This window comes from uncultured Haliea sp., from assembly GCF_963973825.1.
In the GTDB taxonomy this organism is placed as follows: Bacteria; Pseudomonadota; Gammaproteobacteria; order Pseudomonadales; family Halieaceae; genus Haliea.
Genome location: NZ_CAXBAE010000012.1, coordinates 41,727 through 59,757 on the forward strand (window position 1 = coordinate 41,727; position 18,031 = coordinate 59,757).

At 62.1% G+C, this 18,031-nt stretch carries 18 protein-coding genes and 1 tRNA gene; 12 read left to right on the plus strand and 7 right to left on the minus strand.

The genetic code is table 11. The features are described 5' to 3' along the window. Positions 1-83: 83 nt before the first annotated feature. On the plus strand, positions 84-719 hold the full coding sequence (locus tag AACZ17_RS13590) for a DUF4136 domain-containing protein (RefSeq protein WP_339638485.1): 636 nt from the start codon (positions 84-86) through the stop codon (positions 717-719). A 22-nt stretch (positions 720-741) separates the two neighbouring features. Here AACZ17_RS13590 and AACZ17_RS13595 read toward each other — a convergent pair whose 3' ends face one another. The 5 genes from AACZ17_RS13595 to AACZ17_RS13615 form a co-directional block, all read right to left on the minus strand. Continuing rightward, on the minus strand, positions 742-1,569 hold the full coding sequence (locus AACZ17_RS13595; RefSeq protein WP_339638487.1) for an HAD family hydrolase: 828 nt from the start codon (positions 1,567-1,569) through the stop codon (positions 742-744). A gap of 107 nt (positions 1,570-1,676) precedes the next feature. Then, a complete protein-coding gene (locus tag AACZ17_RS13600; RefSeq protein ID WP_339638488.1) occupies positions 1,677-2,309 on the minus strand; it encodes a glutathione S-transferase in 633 nt (210 codons plus the stop codon). A 45-nt stretch (positions 2,310-2,354) separates the two neighbouring features. Continuing rightward, the gene (locus AACZ17_RS13605) at positions 2,355-3,092 is read right to left on the minus strand and encodes an SDR family NAD(P)-dependent oxidoreductase (protein WP_339638489.1); all 738 of its coding nucleotides are present in this window, start codon (positions 3,090-3,092) and stop codon (positions 2,355-2,357) included. Then, entirely contained in the window at positions 3,082-3,480 is a 399-nt protein-coding gene (locus tag AACZ17_RS13610) for an HIT family protein (RefSeq protein ID WP_339638491.1), read from the minus strand. The genes AACZ17_RS13605 and AACZ17_RS13610 overlap by 11 nt, the downstream gene beginning before the upstream one ends. Further along, positions 3,473-4,696 carry an acyl-CoA dehydrogenase family protein gene (locus tag AACZ17_RS13615; RefSeq protein ID WP_339638492.1) on the minus strand — a complete coding sequence of 408 codons (1,224 nt, stop codon included), beginning with the start codon at positions 4,694-4,696 and terminating at the stop codon, positions 3,473-3,475. Before AACZ17_RS13615 ends, AACZ17_RS13610 begins: the two co-directional genes overlap by 8 nt. A 164-nt stretch (positions 4,697-4,860) precedes the next feature. Here AACZ17_RS13615 and AACZ17_RS13620 point away from each other — a divergent pair, with 164 nt between their 5' ends. From AACZ17_RS13620 to AACZ17_RS13665, 10 genes are all read left to right on the plus strand, one after another. Continuing rightward, positions 4,861-5,538 carry a methylamine utilization protein gene (locus AACZ17_RS13620; protein ID WP_339638493.1) on the plus strand — a complete coding sequence of 226 codons (678 nt, stop codon included), beginning with the start codon at positions 4,861-4,863 and terminating at the stop codon, positions 5,536-5,538. Next, a complete protein-coding gene (locus tag AACZ17_RS13625; protein ID WP_339638494.1) occupies positions 5,516-7,858 on the plus strand; it encodes an EAL domain-containing protein in 2,343 nt (780 codons plus the stop codon). Before AACZ17_RS13620 ends, AACZ17_RS13625 begins: the two co-directional genes overlap by 23 nt. Continuing rightward, positions 7,855-8,679 (plus strand): DUF3034 family protein, encoded by an 825-nt coding sequence (locus AACZ17_RS13630; RefSeq protein WP_339638495.1) that lies wholly within the window; start codon positions 7,855-7,857, stop codon positions 8,677-8,679. The genes AACZ17_RS13625 and AACZ17_RS13630 overlap by 4 nt, the downstream gene beginning before the upstream one ends. Before the next feature lie 9 nt (positions 8,680-8,688). Beyond that, a complete protein-coding gene (locus AACZ17_RS13635; protein WP_339638496.1) occupies positions 8,689-9,117 on the plus strand; it encodes a group 1 truncated hemoglobin in 429 nt (142 codons plus the stop codon). Between the two features lie 110 nt (positions 9,118-9,227). Beyond that, a complete protein-coding gene (locus tag AACZ17_RS13640) occupies positions 9,228-9,686 on the plus strand; it encodes a hypothetical protein (protein ID WP_339638497.1) in 459 nt (152 codons plus the stop codon). An 88-nt stretch (positions 9,687-9,774) separates the two neighbouring features. Continuing rightward, a complete protein-coding gene (locus AACZ17_RS13645; RefSeq protein WP_339638499.1) occupies positions 9,775-10,185 on the plus strand; it encodes a hypothetical protein in 411 nt (136 codons plus the stop codon). A gap of 1 nt (position 10,186) precedes the next feature. Further along, a complete protein-coding gene (locus AACZ17_RS13650) occupies positions 10,187-11,884 on the plus strand; it encodes an FAD-binding oxidoreductase (RefSeq protein WP_339638500.1) in 1,698 nt (565 codons plus the stop codon). 64 nt (positions 11,885-11,948) lie between these two features. Beyond that, a tRNA-Arg gene (locus tag AACZ17_RS13655) sits at positions 11,949-12,025 on the plus strand. Between the two features lie 103 nt (positions 12,026-12,128). Further along, complete coding sequence (locus AACZ17_RS13660) at positions 12,129-13,688, plus strand: HAMP domain-containing sensor histidine kinase (protein WP_339638501.1); 1,560 nt, start codon at positions 12,129-12,131, stop codon at positions 13,686-13,688. Continuing rightward, the gene (locus tag AACZ17_RS13665; protein WP_339638502.1) at positions 13,685-14,377 is read left to right on the plus strand and encodes a response regulator transcription factor; all 693 of its coding nucleotides are present in this window, start codon (positions 13,685-13,687) and stop codon (positions 14,375-14,377) included. Before AACZ17_RS13660 ends, AACZ17_RS13665 begins: the two co-directional genes overlap by 4 nt. Positions 14,378-14,486: 109 nt before the next feature. Here the strand turns inward: AACZ17_RS13665 and AACZ17_RS13670 are convergent, their stop codons facing one another. Continuing rightward, on the minus strand, positions 14,487-15,041 hold the full coding sequence (locus AACZ17_RS13670; protein ID WP_339638503.1) for a hypothetical protein: 555 nt from the start codon (positions 15,039-15,041) through the stop codon (positions 14,487-14,489). Between the two features lie 68 nt (positions 15,042-15,109). Beyond that, positions 15,110-15,781 (minus strand): OmpW family outer membrane protein, encoded by a 672-nt coding sequence (locus AACZ17_RS13675; RefSeq protein WP_339638505.1) that lies wholly within the window; start codon positions 15,779-15,781, stop codon positions 15,110-15,112. Between the two features lie 328 nt (positions 15,782-16,109). Here AACZ17_RS13675 and AACZ17_RS13680 point away from each other — a divergent pair, with 328 nt between their 5' ends. After that, positions 16,110-17,957 (plus strand): DUF3604 domain-containing protein, encoded by a 1,848-nt coding sequence (locus AACZ17_RS13680; protein ID WP_339638507.1) that lies wholly within the window; start codon positions 16,110-16,112, stop codon positions 17,955-17,957. Positions 17,958-18,031: the final 74 nt, after the last annotated feature.

Consider the following 18,031-nt stretch of genomic DNA (forward strand, 5'->3'; position numbering starts at 1 on the left):
GCCCTGAAATTCACGCTACAACTCACTGCATACAGGCGCTACAATTGCGTTCCTTCTTTGCGAAGACTTTACAGGGTCCCCTCATGGCTACATCGTTGTACCGCTCGAACATCCACACGGCGCTCGCTCTGATGGCTGCCGTTTTCCTCGCTGCCTGCGCCAGTGCGCCGCCAACGCCCTCCGTGGATTACAACCCCGCGTACGACTTCAGCGCCGTGAAGACCGTCGCGCTGTACCGTGCTGCGGAATCCGCACCCGGCGAGGATCCGCTGAAACTGAGCGACATGACGCGCGACCGCATCGAGAACGGTTTGAAGTCCGCACTCGCCGAACGCGGTTTTACCCTCGTTGACAACGCACAGGACGCAGACCTGTTACTGAGCTGGCACCTGGTGACCGAGGACAAGATGGACGTGCGCAGCTACGAGGTGCCTTCAGCGACTACCATGGGTATGTATGGCCCGGGTTTCTACCGTTACAACACCTACAGCATGTACAGCTGCTGGTCCTGCATGTCGACCCGCACGGAAGTGTCGGTGCATGAATATACCCAGGGCACCTTTGTCGTGGACATGATCGATCCGGAACAGAACCGCTCGGTCTGGCGCAGTGTGACTACCTCACGCCTGAAAGGCGAGTTGGGCCGCGACCAGAGCAAGTACGACGAGGCGGCCAACCTGGTACTGGGTGCCTTCCCGCCCGGGAACGCGACACCCTGAGGCACAGCAGGCCTGCCGGTCGTCAGTCAGGCAGGCCGAATCGCTCGCGCAGGAAGCGCGCGATGCCGTCTTCGTTGTGGTGGCCAATAACGGCGCTCGCGGCCGCCTTTACATAGGGTTTGGCGTTGTCCGGGGCGTAGCACTCGTCGGCCAGGGCAAACATGCTCAGGTCGTTGTCACTGTCGCCAAAACACAGCACACGCTGTATCCCCAACTCCCGCTTCAGCACCTCCACAGCGTTGCCCTTGCTGGCGTCGCTGTGGTGGATGTCTATCCAGCTTAACTCGGCGCCCTCAAGGGCATCGCCGCTATAGGCTACGAGATTGTCCTCGTTCTCCACCATGGCAGCAATCGCCTGGATGCGGGCAGGCTTGCCCAGCGCGCTGATGTTGGTGATGTCCGCATCAGCGGGCATGCGCTCCACCGGCAGTACATCCACCTCGGAGCGCTGCGCGAAGGTTTCGGACAGGCGCTTTTCCACGTCGTTGCGCAGGGGCGTATGGTAGATCGCGTGGTAGTTGCCGGGTGCGAGGGTGAAGATGAAGGGCGTGACCTCCTGCGCCATCACGGCCTCCAGCACGTGCTGGATTTCACGCTGGGTCAGGAAGCTGGTGTGGCTGTAATCCGTTGCCTTCGGGCACCAGATCATCGCACCATTCTTGTAGATCTGCGGTAGCGCGAAGCCGTGGCCATCGAGGATGTCACGGGCTGCGTGCAGTGTGCGCCCGGTTGCCACGGTATAGGCGATATTGCGCTCTGCCAGCATCGCCAGCGTGTCCCGGGTGTAGCTGCTGATACCGGATTCGCTGTTCAGCAGCGTGCCGTCGAGATCGAATACAACCAGTTCCACGTTCTGTCACCTTGGCCCGCAGGCACAGGAAATTCATGCGCGGGGAGCATAGCGGTTTGCCCCTGCGAGGTCGAGGGAACTGCGCGACGCACCTTGACGGGATCGGGTCAGGGGGCCGGACCAAACGCGTAGGCGCCGCCTTTTTCCAGGGCACGTCGGTACGCAGGACGATCCTGGATTCGCTTGCGGAAGGCCGCCAGGTGGGGAAAGGGCTCCAGGGTGTGCAGGAGCGGTGCGATTTCGGCAACAAAGGACATCTGTACATCGGCTCCGGAGAAGCTGTCATCGACCAGCCAGTGCCTGTCCGCCAGTGCGGCATCAACGTAGCCAAGGTGCCGGTTGAGTTCCTCGGTGATGCGGGGTTGCAGTGCCGCGCCCTGGTCGGGCAGCCTTGAGGTGTACATGCGCAGCATCAGCGGCAGCATGGCGCTGCCCTCCGCATAGTGCAGCCACTGCAGGTACTGTTCATGGGCTGCCGTGCCCGCGGTGGGCAGCAGGCGTCCGTCACCGTGTCGGCGCAGGATGTAGTCGATAATCGCGCCGGACTCCAGGATCAGCTGGCCGGCGTCCTCGAGTACCGGGGACTTGCCGAGCGGGTGCAGTGCCTCCAGCGCCGGCGGCGCCAGGTTGGTTTCCGGGTTCCGCGCGTAGTGCGTGACTGTGTAGGGCAGCTCCAGCTCCTCCAGCAGCCAGAGTACGCGTTGGGAACGGGAGTTGTTGAGGTGGTGAACGACCAGCATGGCGTGCTCCTGACGGTGTGGAATAATGGCCAGCGTAGCACGGCTTTACCAGTCTATGGGTTTGTTGTCCCAGTCGAGGTAGGAGAGAGTGCCATCTGCACGTGCCTGCTCCATGATCCCCAGCAGGCGGTCGGCGACAAAGTCCGGCGTGAACAGCTTTTCGCTGGGCACGCGCGCCTGGAAGGGGCGAGACAGTGCGGTGTCTGTGGTACCCGGGTGGAAGGCTATCAGCTTGCATGCAGGCGCCCGGCGGGACAGCTCCACGGCGGCGGTTTTCAACAGCATGTTGAGCGCCGCTTTCGATGCCCGATAGCTGTACCAGCCTCCGAGCTGGTTGTCGCTGATGCTGCCCACCCGCGCACTGAGCACGGCGATCCTGCAGGCCTGTTTGCGCTGCAGCTTGCCCGCCAGCGCGCGCAGCCAGAGCATCGGGGTGATGCTGTTGGCCTGCAACACGGTGGCCATCCACTCGGCGTCCAGCTGCTCCAGTGACTTCTCCGGGCCGTGCTCTGCGTCGTGCAGGATGCCGCTGCAGATAACGATGCGTGAGAGGCGGGGCAGCGCGTCCTCGAGCTCGGCGGCCGTTGCCTCAATCGCTGCGGGTGTGCCCGCGCAGGGCAGCCAGCGTAAGCGCTGCTGCGTCGCAAGCTCCGGCTGGGGTGCCTCCGAGCGACTGATGCCGATGACGCTCCGGTAGCGGCCGTCCTCCAGCAAGCGTTTGACCAGTGCCCGGCCGATGCCGCCGCTGGCCCCCACGATCAGGGCGCTCTGGTCAGCGGTCATGGGTCAGGGCGCTCCTCATCGCGGCAATCTCGGTGGCGGACCACGCACCCGCTGCTGGCAAGTTGCCCCAGACCGGCTGCGGCCAGCACGGGTCATCCGGACGCCTGCCAACCACATGCAGGTGCAGTTGCGGGACCAGGTTGCCGAGAGCGCCAAAATTCACTTTCGGGTAGCCGCAGGCCTGCTTCAACCAGTGGCTGATGCGCCGGCAATCCTGCAGCGCAAGGCCCAGCGCGTCGGTGGGCAGGTCCAGCAGGTCGGTGGCCTGTGTGTCCGGCACCAGAATCAGCCAGTGCAGGCTGGCGTTGCGCGACAGCAACAGGCGGCCGCTGTCGATCCGTCCCAGGTCGTGGCAGTCGGCCTGCAACTGCGGATGCAGTTCAGGCATCGACATAGCGCTTGATGACCATTTTCCCCAACGCCATCTGGTGAACCTGGTCCGGGCCGTCTGCCTGGCGACACCAGCGGGCGTAGTTGAAGGCTTCTGCCATGCAGTAGTCTTCGGTGAGGCCGCCGGCCCCGTGGATCTGCATGCAGCGATCAATCACATTCTGCATCAGCAGCGGCACGGTGCTTTTCGCCGCCGCGATATAGTCCAGGGCGCCCTGGGGGGTCAGTTCGTCCATCTTCGAGCAGGTTTTCAGCAGCAGCAGCCGGCCCATCTCGATTTCCGAGAAGCAGCGCGAGAGGTCCTCGCGCACCGACTGATGCTGGCTCAGCTTGCGGCCGAAGGTGGTGCGGCTCTCGGCGCGCGCACAGGCCAGTTCCAGCGAGCGCTGGGCGGCACCGATCAGGCGCATGCAGTGATGGATGCGGCCCGGGCCAAGCCGCCCCTGGGCAATCTCGAAACCGCGTCCCGGCCCCAGTAGCATGTTTTCTGCCGGCACCCGCACATTCTCGAACAGCACCTCCGCGTGACCCAGTGGCGCGTCATCGTAGCCCAGCGTGGTGAGCGGGCGCACCAGGGTGACGCCGGGTGTGTCCCGCGGCACGAGGATCTGGCTCTGCTGCAGGTGACGGTTGGGGTTGTCGGGGTCGGACTTGCCCATGACGATGAAGATCTGCGTGCGTTCGTACATCGCGCTGGTGATAAACCACTTGCGGCCGTTCAGCACCCAGTGGTCGCCGTCCTGTTCGATGCGCAGCTCCACGTTGGTCGCATCCGAAGAGGCGACCTGGGGTTCGGTCATGGCGTAGGACGAGCGTATTTCACCGGCCAGCAGCGGCTGCAGCCAGCGCTCCTGCTGCGCCGGGCTGCCATAGCGCATAAGGACTTCCATATTGCCGGTGTCGGGTGCGTTGCAGTTGAAGACTTCGGCGGACCACAGCACGCGGCCCATCATTTCCGCCAGCGGCGCATAATCGAAATTACTGAAGCCGTCATGGTCGCAGAACTGCGCCTCGTGGGGGGAGACGAACAGGTTCCACAGGCCGGCTGCCCTCGCCTTGGCCTTCAGCTCATCCATGACCGGCAGCGCCGCAAAGCGGGATTCGGATGCATGCAGCTCTTCAGCGTAGCGCTGCTCGTTCGGGTAGATATGCTCGTCCATAAAAGCCCTTAGCTGTTCCTGGTAGGCGATGGACTGCGCGCTGAAGCTGTACATGGTGTGTCTCTCCTTGAATAGGGAAGCGCAGCAGTGTAGCGCTCCTGCGCGCTTTCGCAAAACCCGGCGCCACGCAGTGGCGGCTGCGATTTTCTCGCCCGGTACACGCGAAATCGCGCAGGAATGCGCTATCATCGCCCCTCTGGAATCAACGGTTTGGACGTATGCGAGTTGGTGTAGTGCAGTGGCTTTTCATGGCGCTGGGGTGTGTGCTGTGTTTGGGCGAGGTGATCGCCGGTGAGTTGCAGGTGCAGCTTGCGGGCAGTGACGGTCAACCCGTTCCCTTCGCAGTGCTGACGGTGCCGGGTGTCGAGGCGCTGCCTGGGGTGCCGCGAGGGGGCGCCACGGTGGATCAGCGCGAACGGCGCTTTGACCCGCTGGTCACCACCATCGCCCCCGGCACGGAGGTGACCTTTCCCAACAGCGACGACACTCGCCACCATGTCTATTCCTTTTCCCCCGGCAATGCCTTCGAGCTTAAGCTGTTCCGCGCCAACGACGCCCCGCCGGTGGCGTTCAATGCCCCGGGTGTGGTGACCCTGGGTTGTAATATCCACGACAGCATGAAGGCCTACCTCTACGTCAGCGCCAATCCCAGTGCGGTAGTGACTGACACAGAGGGCAGTGCAACCCTGCGTTGGGAAGGGGCCGCGACAGCCATTGAAGTGTGGCATCCGCAGCTGTCCACACCGCTGCAGTTCCCGCTGCCGGCGGATGGTGCTGGCTCGCTTGCCCTCGAGCTGCCCATGGCCTGGCAGGACCCCCAGGGCAGCAAGTCAGACTCCGAACTGGAAAACATGCTGAAACGATTTAGCCGCGATGCGAATCAGCTTTCGCAATAAGCTGCTGCTGCTGATTGGTGGGCTCCTCGCGGTCACGTTGGCGAGCAGCCTGCTGGCGGTCATGCGCGCCTCCAATACGGCGGTCGAGAGCATTGTGCGCGACGAACTGGAAGTTGTGGAACGGGTGTTTCGCTCCCTGCTGGAAGTCGACCGGGAACAGCTGCGCGGCAGGGCACAGGTGCTGGCTGCGGATTTCGCGTTCAAGCGCGCGATTGCTACCGGTGAACAGGCAACGATGCTCAGCGTGCTGGCGAACCACGGGGAGCGCATTGCCGCGGACCTGGTCGTTATGCTGTCCCGGGACGGCGACATCCTGCTCAGTACCCACGATGTCAAACGCCTGCCAGCCAGCGCCGCCGACGTCCTGCGGGAGGAAGCTACCGGCGGTGCCGCCATACTGGCGCTGTTTGAGGGGGAACCCTTTCAGCTGGTCCTGGTGCCGGTGTTTGCGCCCGACCTGATGGGTTGGGTCGGCCTGGGTACAGCGGTGGACGAGTCGATGCTGGAAGCGCTGCGTTCGCTGACCAATGCCGAGATTACACTGCTGGCGCAGAGCGGCGGGGAGCCGGCGCGCATGCTGCACTCCACGCTGCCGGAGGCCTTGAGCACACAACTTCAGGCCCTCGCCCAGCCCGAGTCTGCACCCACCTCGGCGCTGGCGCAGGCGCGCTGGGTAACGCGCGAAGTCACCTTGCTCAATGAGGGCGATGCGCGCCTGACGGCCCTGCTCTCGCAATCGCTGGAGCAGGCGCTGCAGAGCTATGCGCCGCTGCGCCAGCAGATGATCATCATTGGCTGCGTGGCCTTGCTGCTGGCTTTTCTGACCGCGCTGCTCATTGCCCGCGGCGTGACCCAGCCCATCTATGCGCTGGTGCGTGCCGCCCGCCGTATCGCAGATGGCAATTACACGCACCGCATCGAGCTGCGCTCCGGCGCCGAGTTCGGCATGCTGGCCGAAACGCTGAACCTGATGCAGGACACCGTCTCGGAACGGGAGGCGCGCATTCGGTATCAGGCCCAGCATGATCTGCTTACCCGCCTGCCGAATCGCAGCTATATCGCCAGCGCCTTCAACAGCCGGCTGTCGGAGCCGAATGCAGCAAGCGACTACGCCATGGGCCTCCTGGAACTCGGCAATCTGCGTGAGTTGACGGATCTGTACGGTAATGACTTCAGCGACAGCGTGCTGCAGGCTGTGGCAGAGCGCATCAGCAGCAGCCTGCGCCGCGGTGATATGGCAGCCCGTATCGCCGACTCCCAGATCCTGCTGTTCTTCGACGCGCTGACCCATGCCGGCGTGGACGTGGTACTGGACAAGCTGCGTGCTGACTTCGCCTCGCCGCTGTCGATTGATGGCATCCCGGTGCGTGTTGAACCCTTGCTGGGATTCGTCTTCGCACCGCAGCACGGGCAGGGGTTCGAGGAGCTGTTGCGCCGAGCGCAGATTGCGCTGGGCAATGCGCGCAACGTCAAGCACGGCTACTCATTCTATGAAATCGGACAGGATGAAAACCACCTGCGCCAGATTACTTTGGCGCACCGTTTGCAGGCCGCCGTGGATGCAGAGAACTTCCGCATGGTCTACCAGCCCAAGTACGACATGGCGGATCACCGTGTGCTGGAGGTCGAGGCGCTGATGCGCTGGAACGATCCCGAGCTGGGCGAGGTATATCCCGACGAATTCATTCCGGTGGCGGAACAGACCGGCATCATCACCGATATCAGCATGATTGTGCTGAGGCTGGTGCTGCGCCAGATCCAGGCGTGGGAGCGCGCCGGGCTTGAACTCACCGTCTGTATCAATCTGTCGGGGGCTGACATCCTGCAACTGGACTTCGTGCGCCACGCGATCCACCAGCTGGCCAGCTCCGGCCTGGACAGCAGTGCGGTGGTGTTTGAGATTACCGAGACCATGATGATGTCGGATATGGACCTCGCCCTTGCCAACATTCGCGAGTTCGAAAAAGTGGGTATACGCCTGGCCATCGATGATTTCGGCACGGGCTTTTCATCCCTGGCGCAGCTGAAAACCCTGCCGGTGCAGGAGCTCAAGATCGACAAGAGCCTGGTGCTGCGGCTGGACCAGGATAAAGACGACCAGCAGATCGTCCGCTCAACCATTGAGATGGCGCACTACCTGGGCCTGAAGGTGGTTGCGGAAGGTGTGGAGAACATCGCCTCCCTGCGTCTTTTGCAGGCAATGGGTTGTGACGCCGTGCAGGGCTATTACATCGCCCGGCCGATGTCGGCAGCTGACCTGGAAACCTGGTTGGGTGACCTGCCTGTGCCGGTGCTGGCCATTCGGGGAGAGCCGGCATGATGACTGTGCGCGCGCTCGTTGCGGCGCTGGCATTGTGCCTGGCCGCCGCATCACAGGCCGGCAGCCGCCTGCTGGCGACGGGTGGCGCGAACAGCATAGAAGGGCAGGCGGGTGGCGGCATCACGCCCTGGGCGGTTATCAGCGGCTACGGCGATCTGGGTGAATGGGGCGGTGCCCTGGGCCTGAGCAGAGTTTCGGTCGACGATTTCCAGCTGGACACGCAGAGTGCCAGCCTGGGGTTCGATAACCGCCTCGAATTCAGCGTCAGCCGTCAGGATCTCGAGGTTGAGCCGCTGGGCCTCGCGATTCGCCAGGACGTGTTCGGGGCAAAGGTGCGACTGGCGGGGGACTTCATCTACGGCAGCGCACCGCAATTGACGGCGGGCCTGCAGTACAAGCGCAACCGCGACATGGCCGTACCGCAGGCCCTGGGAGCGGCCCGGGACAGCGGCACGGACCTGTACCTCGCCGTGGGCAAACTCTGGCTCAATGAGGCCTTGGGGCGCAATGTGTTTGCCAACGGCAGCCTGCGCTGGACGGCGGCGCACCAGACCGGTTTGCTGGGCTTTGCGGAGCAGCGCGAACTGGTCGCCGAGCTCAGCGCCGGTCTGTTTATTGATCGTCACTGGGTGATCGGCGCCGAGTATCGGCAGAAGCCCAATGGCCTGCAGGCCGTGGCCGAGGACGACTGGGCGGATATTTTCCTCGGCTGGTTCCCGAACACGCGTGTCGCCGCTGTGCTCGCCTGGACCGAGCTGGGCGACATTGCGGGACTGGAGGACCAGAGCGGTTGGTACCTGTCAATTCAGCTGAGCCAGTAGGAGCCATTGATGTCGAACGCGTTGAAAGTCCTGTTGGCCTGTACCCTTTTGGCTGGAGGCTGTGCGCAGTCGGTGCAGTCGCCGCAGTCGCTCTACGCAGAGCTGGGCGGGCAGGCGGGGATAGACAGGATTGTCGATGGCCTCTTGTGGGAGATAGCAGAAGACGCGGAGATTCGCGCACTGTTCGCCGACACCGACATTCAACGTTTTCGTAACAAACTTGCCGAGCAGCTCTGCGCGGTCAGTGATGGTCCCTGCGTTTACACGGGTGACAGCATGCGTGAAACGCACCGCCATCTGGCTGTCACCTCCGCCCAGTTCAACCGTCTCGTCGATGATCTCATCCGGGTCATGGAACGGGAACGAATCGCCACCGGCGCGCAGAACGCGCTGTTGCAGCGACTGGCGGCCATGCGCGGCGATATTGTTGCGGAGTAGGCCCGAAGTGCATGCGGGCGCTTGTCCGGCTTTACTCCGCAGCGCGAGCTGTGTAGTCTCAAGGGGTCCTGTGCGGACGCGACAACACAACCAAATCAAGGGGTGATTGTATGAAAACACAAAAAGTAGCGGGTGCCGTACTGGCAACGATGATGGTCTTCGGTCTTTCTGCGTGCAGCAAGGAAGACGCCGAGGCGGTGAGCGAGTCGGCTTCCAATGCCATGAGCACGGTGGCGGAGAAAGCGGAAGAGGCGGGCAACGCCACGGCGGAAGCAGCAAGCAATGCCATGGACGCAGCCGGTGATGCCATGGACGACGCGGTAGATGCCGCTGGCGATGCCATGGACAGCGCTTCAAGCTCAGCCAGCGACGCAATGGACGAGGCAGGCAATGCCATGGACGATGCCATGCACGACGGCGAGCAGATGGCGGAAGACGCCATGCACGATGCAGGTCAGGCCGCTGAAGACATGCAGCATGAAGCAGGGCAGGCCATGGACGACGCCAAGGAAAAAGCCGGCGAGATGGCTGACGACGCCAATGCGGCCGTCAAGGACGCCATGCAGTAACTGTCGGCGGGGCAGTTCTGTCCGGTCCGTTTTGGCCCGGCCTTGAGGAACTGCCCCACCTTCCTCGCACGGCACGCTGGAGGTCATCATGCTGGTTCGTTCTGTCTGTCTGTCGAGTGCGCTCTGTATGATGCTTGCGGCCCCGGTGTCCTGGGCCGACAAGGCGATCACCGAGAGTGGTTGGCTGCAGCTGGTGAAAGGCCATCTTGATGCCGACTCCGGTATCACCGTCGGCAATGTGGAGCCCGGCGAGACGTCCGGCGAGCGCAAGGTCACCCTGATTATTCCCAAGGCGCGTGTGGCGTTTGACCCCGGCGCATTGGAGGAAGTGAGAGTGGTGGGGCGCCGTCCCGAGCCCATCGACATACTGCCGGACTTCCGCTACGAGTGGGTGGCGGACTACGACAACGACAACTACGGGTTGATCATCCACCTGAAAGACGACGGCAGCCTGCCGTTGCGTCTCTACATGGAATCCAGCACAGGCTTTATCCGCTGACGTGAGCGCCTCGCCTGCAACCCTCGGCCATCGGCGTGCGCTGCGCTTCTGGGGCTGGGGTTACGCCGATGAGGTGTTGGATGCGGACGAGGAAACGCGTCTGGCTGACCTGGTGTCGCTGCTGGGGGGCGGGTCCCCCGTTGCCGCACCGACGCTGGCGGATTTCACGCTACCCGCGCCACGTATCACGCCACCCGCGTCGTTGCAGGACATCTGCTCCGCCTCACTCTACGACCGCCTGTCCCATGCCTTGGGCAAGTCGCTTGCCGACAGCCTGCGCCTGCTGCATCGCACGGTGCCGGCAGTGCCGGATCAGGTGGTATTCCCGCACGATGAGACGCAACTCGAAGCGGTGCTCGACTGGGCGAACAGTGTGCGTGCCGCGGTGATTCCCTTCGGTGGCGGCACCAGCGTCTGCGGTGGTGTCGAAGCGGATATTCGGGGCGACTACGACGGCGTGCTGTCCGTCGACCTGCAATACATGAATCGCGTGCTGGATATTGACCGCAGCAGCCGGGCGGCGCTGATCGAGGGGGGCGCCCTGGGCCCCGAGCTCGAGGCGGCCTTGAAACCCGCGGGGCTGACGCTGCGGCATTTCCCCCAGAGCTTTCAGTTCTCCACCCTGGGGGGCTGGATAGCGACTCGCGCCGGCGGCCACTACGCCACCCAGTACACGCACATCGACGACTTTGTCGAGAACCTGCGCATGCTGACCCCCCGTGGTGTGCTGGAAACGCGCCGCCTGCCCGGTTCCGGCGCTGGCCCGTCCCCCGACCGCATGCTGATCGGCTCCGAGGGGACACTCGGCTTTATCACCCGCGCCTGGATGCGGGTGCAGGACCGCCCGCGCTACCGCGCTTCGGCCAGCGTGCGCTTCCCCGATATGGCGCAAGCCACCCGAGCGGTGCGCGCCGTGAGCCAGGCAGCGCTGTTTCCCAGCAACTGCCGCCTGCTGGACCCGGCGGAAGCGCTGCTGAACGGTGTCGGTGACGGCACCACAGCGTTGCTTGTGCTGGCCTTTGAATCCGCCGATCACCCGCTGGATGCCTGGCTGGCGCGTGCGCTTGAGTTGATGGCAGACCACGGCGGGCGCTGGGATGCCGAGGCGGCGCAGCGCTCCCTGCGCGGCCAGGATGACAGCGCGGGGGCGGAGCACCGGCAGGGCGCAGCGGGCACCTGGCGCGACCAGTTCCTGCGTGCGCCCTATTATCGCAACTACCTGACACCCCGTGGCGTCATGGCGGATACCTTCGAGACCGCGATCACCTGGGACCGCTTCGACGCTTTCTACACCGGTGTGCGCGCTGCACTGGAGCGCGCCATCCGCGAAGCAACCGGGGCAGATGGCCTGCTCAGTTGCCGTTTTACCCACGTCTACCCCGATGGCCCTGCACCGTACTTCACCTTCTATGCGCGAGGCACCGACCAGGGTGACATGCAGGCGATGCTGGACCGCTGGCGCCATATCAAGCGTGCCGCCAACGCGGCGGTCACCGGCCTTGGCGGCACGGTGACGCACCACCACGCCGTGGGGCGGGATCATCGTCCAGCGGGCTACGACGAGCAGGTGCCAGCGCTGTTCCGCGAAGCCTTCGCCGGCGCTCGCGCCGTGCTCGATCCGCAGGGCATGATGAACCCGGGCGTTCTGGTCGACACGCCGTCCCGCGGCGCGGTGGCGGGCGGGGTGCTGGGCAATTGACGTGTTTTTGGGGCCGGGGGACTTGACGAACAGGGCATCGATACCTATAGTAGCGCCCCTCAACGCGCCTGTAGCTCAGCTGGATAGAGTACCTGGCTACGAACCAGGCGGTCGCACGTTCGAATCGTGCCAGGCGCGCCAAAAACTCGTTAAACATCAGACGGTTGGCCCATCATGAGCCAGCCGTTTTTTGTTTCAGCGCCCGCCAACGATAGTCTGGTCAGCTTCACACGGCAACCGACTCATGTATAAACGAAAGCTCTTCTATTTCGGGTTTACCACAGCGTTTATTCTGCTGGTGGCGTTGATCAGCACCGCGATATCGGCGCACCTCACCCGCGACAATCTCCGCCAGAGCACCATTGCCCAGTCCCTGCTTGTCGAACATGAGAAGCTGGCGGGCACCTCCTATCGCCTTTTCAAGCAACTTACGGATGAAGTGATTTTCGGTCGCAACGCCAATCAGGCTTTTGTGCGCAAGAAGCAGCTTGCGATCCGGGAATCGCTCGACAGGATTCGTCAGTTGGAACTTGAACAGCGGGAAGCCCTGGGTGTGGCTATCACGCAGGGCAGCGTCGAGGACACTGACGAGCTTGTGCGTCTTATTGATCATATTATCGGTGAATTCCAGGCGGTGGTTGTCAGTAGCAATGGCCTGCCGCTCAATCAGCAGGAACAGCTGCGCAACCTGCTTGAAGTGACGATTGATGACGAGTTCAGAGAGTCGATCAACGCCGCTGTATCACGGCAGAGCCGTGTGGTTGCCGCGATCAATGCCAGGATAGATACGCTCAACATTGTTATCGTCTGGTTCACCATAGGCCTTGCTGGCTTGTCGCTGCCATTGATCATCTACGGCTGCTATTGGCTCTTCAACCAGCTTTACCAACCGCTTGTATTGATTCAGGGGGCTACCAATGCCATCGCCTCCGGGCATTACGATAGCCCCATAGCCGTTACCCTGGACGATGAGTTCCAGGCCCTGGCGATGTCCATCAATCAGCTGGCGGTGCGTCTGCAGGAGCATGAAGCCAAGGAGTTGGAATCGCGGCAGAAACTCGAGTTTGATGTGAAGCAGAGAACGAGTGAGTTAACGGAGGCGAACCTGCAGCTGACCAAGATCGACTCGCGGCGTCGGCAGTTTATCGCCGATGTGTCGCACGAGCTGCGGACCCCACTCACCATCATCAGGGGTGAGGCGCAGGTTACGCTGCGGTTGCAGTCGGCCTCCGAAACGGATTTTAAAGAGACGTTGCGCGCGATTCTGGACCAATCGGTCAAGTTAAGCCGCCTGGTGGATGACCTGCTGCTCTTGACGCGGGCAGAGATGAGTCAACTGCACCTGGAGTTCAGCAATAATGAACTGGAGCCGCTGCTTGAGCAGGAAGTGGCCAAGTGGCAGAAGCTCAATACCGAGCGTGCGTATACCCTGTCTGTTGAACCCCAGCTGCTCAATGTCCCGCTGGCGATCGACAAACCGCGGATTCAGCAGGTGGTGTCCATCCTGCTGGACAACGCGACCAAGTATTCAGAGGCAGGTAAACCGGTGGAAATTGCAGCTCGTGCCGGGGAGGAGATGGTTACGATCTCAGTGAGGGATTCAGGCGGCGGCATTTCCGCGGCGGAAGTGGACAATATATTTGAGCGATTCGTGCGTTTCAGCAAGCACAATCAGGGCCTGGGCCTCGGCTTATCCATCGCAAAAGCCATCGTGGAGGCGCACGGTGGTCAGATTATGGTTGAGTCGGTGCAGGGACAAGGTTCCTGTTTTTCCTTTACCCTGCCGACTGAGCGGCGGTCATGAGTATTCTTCTGGCCGACGACGAAGCACCGCTGCTACATTTCCTGGCACGCGGATTGCGCGCCGAGGGTCACGCCTGCACCACACTGACTGACCTGCATGACGTAGTACCCTCCGTGCGCAAGCACTCGCCCGACATCGTGGTGCTCGACCGCCTCTTCGGTTCACAGGATAGCCTGCAGATTATCAGTGTTATCAAGGCCTTGCCTGAGCCACCCATGATTCTGATGTTGACGGCTCTGGACGATGTCAGCGAAAGGGTCCGGGGCCTGCAGGAGGGTGCTGACGACTACTTGTGCAAGCCTTTCGATTTCGACGAATTTTTGGCGCGCATCACGGCGCTGCAACGGCGCGCCGGGGCAGTGCCGCGTGACAGCCGGAGCACGCTGGAGGTCGGCACGCTGGTGCTGGAGCGGGAGGAACGGGTCGCGCGGGTGAAGGGCGCGGAGATGTCGCTGACCAAGATTGAATTCGAGCTGCTGATCTACCTGACCGAAAATCAGGGAAAGGTGTTATCGCGGGAACGCATCCTGAACCGTGTTTGGAAAACGCACAGCGATCCGCAAACCAATATTGTCGATGTCTATATCAGCCGCCTGAGGCGCAAACTGGCAACCGACGCAGATATCGCGATCCAGACATTGCGGGGCAACGGGTATCGGCTTGCCTTACGGGAAGGCCCGGAGGTCTGAGCGGCGAGGCGCCAGTTGCGAAGTCGGCACGAAAAAAAGCGCCCGCGTGGAGGCGGGCGCTGCCGGGATGTTTGCCGCTCTTACCGCGGCAAAAAGCCGTGTGGTTAGATCAGTTCTGGTATTCCAGCGAGGAGTGGTGCAGCACGATCCGCACATCACCGGCGTCATCCTTCACGAAGCCCCAGGTTTTGTCGACTGACGTCACACTGCCGTCTTTGCCGGTGAAATGCACCTTGCCAATTGTGGAGGCACTGTCACCCGCGATGAATACGGCGTTGTTGTCAATCTCGCACTTCTGCCAGCCTTTGAGCGCGAAGCCTGTATCGCTGGGGAAATTCGGGTCGCCACCAACAAAATAGGACAGCGCGCCTTCACTGGTGGGACGGAAAGTCTGCGGTTTCACGGTCAATGTGGGTTTGAACAGAACTGCACCCATCTGATAGCCGTAAGCCGCATCGATGACGTTCTTGGCGAGTGACTTGGCGGCTGCCTGGCCTTTCTCCTCGTGGGTTTTGCTGATATCGACCAGCGCCTGGCACCAGCCCTTCTGTGCCGCCAGCACCTCCTGCTCCGAGAGGCCCTGATTCACTACGACGGCGCTTGCGAAGGCCTGGCTGGAGGCCAGAACGAGTGCGGAAATACCTGCGGCTGCTTTAAGTTTCATGGTCTAACTCCTGTGTTGGATGGTATGTGACGAGAAAAATAGTCCGTTGGTCAAGGTCTTCCTGCGCGCTAGAAGCGATAGCCGATGGAAAGGGTGTACACCATCGGATCAATTTCGATGGAGTCCACGCGTCCAGGTGCCCCGTTGAGGGTGAACGAGGCCTCGGTGTCGATGTCGATCCAGCGTACCGATCCATTGACGAACCACTGGTCGCTGACCATGTAGTCAACGCCGACTTGTGCGGCGAAACCCCAGGAGTCATCCAGCGACAGGTTCGCCAACCCCGCGTCCGCGTTCGGGCCGGTAAACTCCTCATCGAAAATGAATGTATAGTTCAGTCCTGCGCCGATGTAGGGCTGGAAGGCGCTGGACGGGGCGTTGAAGTAGTAGTTGACGGTAACCGTGGGCGGAAGGTGGGTGACTTCGCCCAAGCGATTGCCCGTACCCAGGGGGTCGCTGACGCCAAAGTCAACGTCGTGGGTAAACGGCGTAGCGGCCAGCACTTCGACATTCAGCCTGTCCGTGAAGAAGTAGGCGAGGTTGAGGCCGAGTTGGGTATCGTCGCCGACCGCCAGGTCGACCCCGAGGTCCGCACCGACAAATATGTTTGACGAGGAGTCGTCAGGTGACACATTGGCAAGCCCGGCACGCACGATGATGTCGCCTTGCTCGAATGCGAAAGTGCTTTGCGATGCCGCGGCCACAGACAGAGCGATCAATCCAAGTTTGATGTTTTTCATAAGCTCCCTTTACTGGTTACGTTTAACCGAGGCAAATACTAGCGGGCGTCTCTGAAAAACACCTTTCGCAAAGATTAAAAACAGATTAACGCGGCAGTTTGACCCTGGCTCCGGCAGCCAAGCCCATACCGTCCGGTTGACGGAATGGGGGTTCACTCGAATCCGCGAGAGCGTTTTCAGAAGGCGGTGCGCTCCATCAAACTGGAACTGTACCGGGGTTTATGCGTCTTTTTTTGCTGCCTTGGATGCACAGGATTGCGGTATCGTATGCATGCGACGCTGTTCTCGGAGAGGGGAATTAATCATGGTATCGAAGAGACTCCGGGCTATGCGTCTGCTTGCAACGCTGGCAGCGCTGGGCTCTGTGACCGTACTCGGCGGGATCGCAGAAACAGCTGGCGCAACGGCTCCAGACGCGAAGCCCTCGCCATCTGTCGTGCATGGCAGCACAGCCCGCAACGTCTATTTTGGCAATGTACACATTCACACGGCGTGGTCCTTTGACGGCTTTGCCAACGGTGCGATGACCGGTCCTGATGATGCCTACCGCTGGGCGAAGGGGGAGGCAATTCCGGGGGGCGGCAACGGTGGTCCGATGCAGATACGCACTCCCCTGGACTTTTACGCCGTTTCGGAGCACGCCGAGTACATGGGCGTATTCGTCAAGATGCGCGACCCGGAGAGCCCTTTCAGTAAGCTTCCGATTGCCAAGAGGATAACCTCGCCCGACCGCGCGGAAGCCTTCGCAGCCTTTGCAGCCGTGCTCGACGACCTGAACCGCGGTGTGCCCCAACCCGAACTGAACGACCCGCTCATGGCCGCCAACCTCTGGAAGGAGATCATCGACATCGCCGATGCGCACTATGACCCCGGTGTGTTCACCACGTTCCCGGCCTTTGAATGGACCTCCGCGCCGGACAATCGCAACCTGCATCGCGTCGTCGTCTTCCAGTCCGGTGAGGGCGTGCCGGAGCGTCCTTTCTCGACAGCCGACTCGACGCGTCCAGAGGACCTCTGGGATTACATGGATGCTGCACGGGCCGACGGAGCCACCCTGATGGCAATTCCCCACAACGGCAACGCCAGCGACGGATTGATGTTTTCCCTCCGTGATTCCTTTGGCGAGGCATTTGATGCGGCGTATGTAGAGGCCCGCACGCGCAATGAATCGCTCTATGAAATCAGTCAGATCAAGGGCACCTCGGAAACCCACCCGCAGTTGTCACCCAATGACGAATTCGCCGCCTTTGAGCAATGGGATTACACACTGTCTGCAATTCCCGAGCGGCCTACGCAGCGTGCAGGCAGTTTCCTGCGCCAGGCGTTGCTCGACGGCGTGGCAATGGAAGCGGAGGGACGCGGTAATCCGTTCAGGTATGGTGTGATCGGGGACTCGGATTCGCACAATTCCGCCGCCTCCATTGAGGAGGATAACCACACTGGCAAGTTTGCCGTTGAAAACCGTCCGCAGAGTCGTCTCAACGGGCCACTGCCCAACGAGGACAACAATCGGCAGGTGCGACAGTTCAGCTCGGGGGGTGTCGCGGCGGTTTGGGCGGATGCCAACACGCGGGAGGACATTTTTGCCGCCATGTCGCGCAGGGAAACCTACGGTACCTCGGGTACCCGGATGACCGTTCGCCTGTTTGCCGGCTGGGATTTTGCGCCCGATCTGTTGCAGGCTCCTGATTGGGTGGCCAGCGCCTATGCTCGCGGTGTCCCCATGGGAGGGTATTTGCAGTCCGGCCCGGAGGGCCGGGCCCCCAGCCTGGTGATTGCGGCCATGAAGGAGGCCGATGGTGCCAACCTGGATCGTATCCAGGTGGTGAAAGGCTGGGTGCAGGAAGGCGAGGCCAGGGAGAGGATCTACAACGTCGCCTGGTCAGGGGAGCGTGAGCTGACCGCCACGGGGGCGCTGCCGGCGGTGGGCAATACCGTCGATGTTGCGGCGGCCACCTACAGCAACAGCATTGGCAGTGTGGAGTTGAAATCCATCTGGGTGGATCCCGACTTCGACGCGAGTCAGCCGGCCTTCTACTACGTGCGTGTGCTGGAGATACCGACGCCGCGCTGGTCCACCTACGACGCCCGCGCCCTCGGCGTGCCTCCACGTGAGGATCTGCCCCCGTTTATCCAGGAGCGGGCATGGACGTCTCCCATCTGGTACACGCCCTAGAGGCTGTTTTCGAAAGCACTTTCTTGCCGGGATGCCTCCTTGGGTGGGGTTATTTCCACCCCACGGGTTGACAC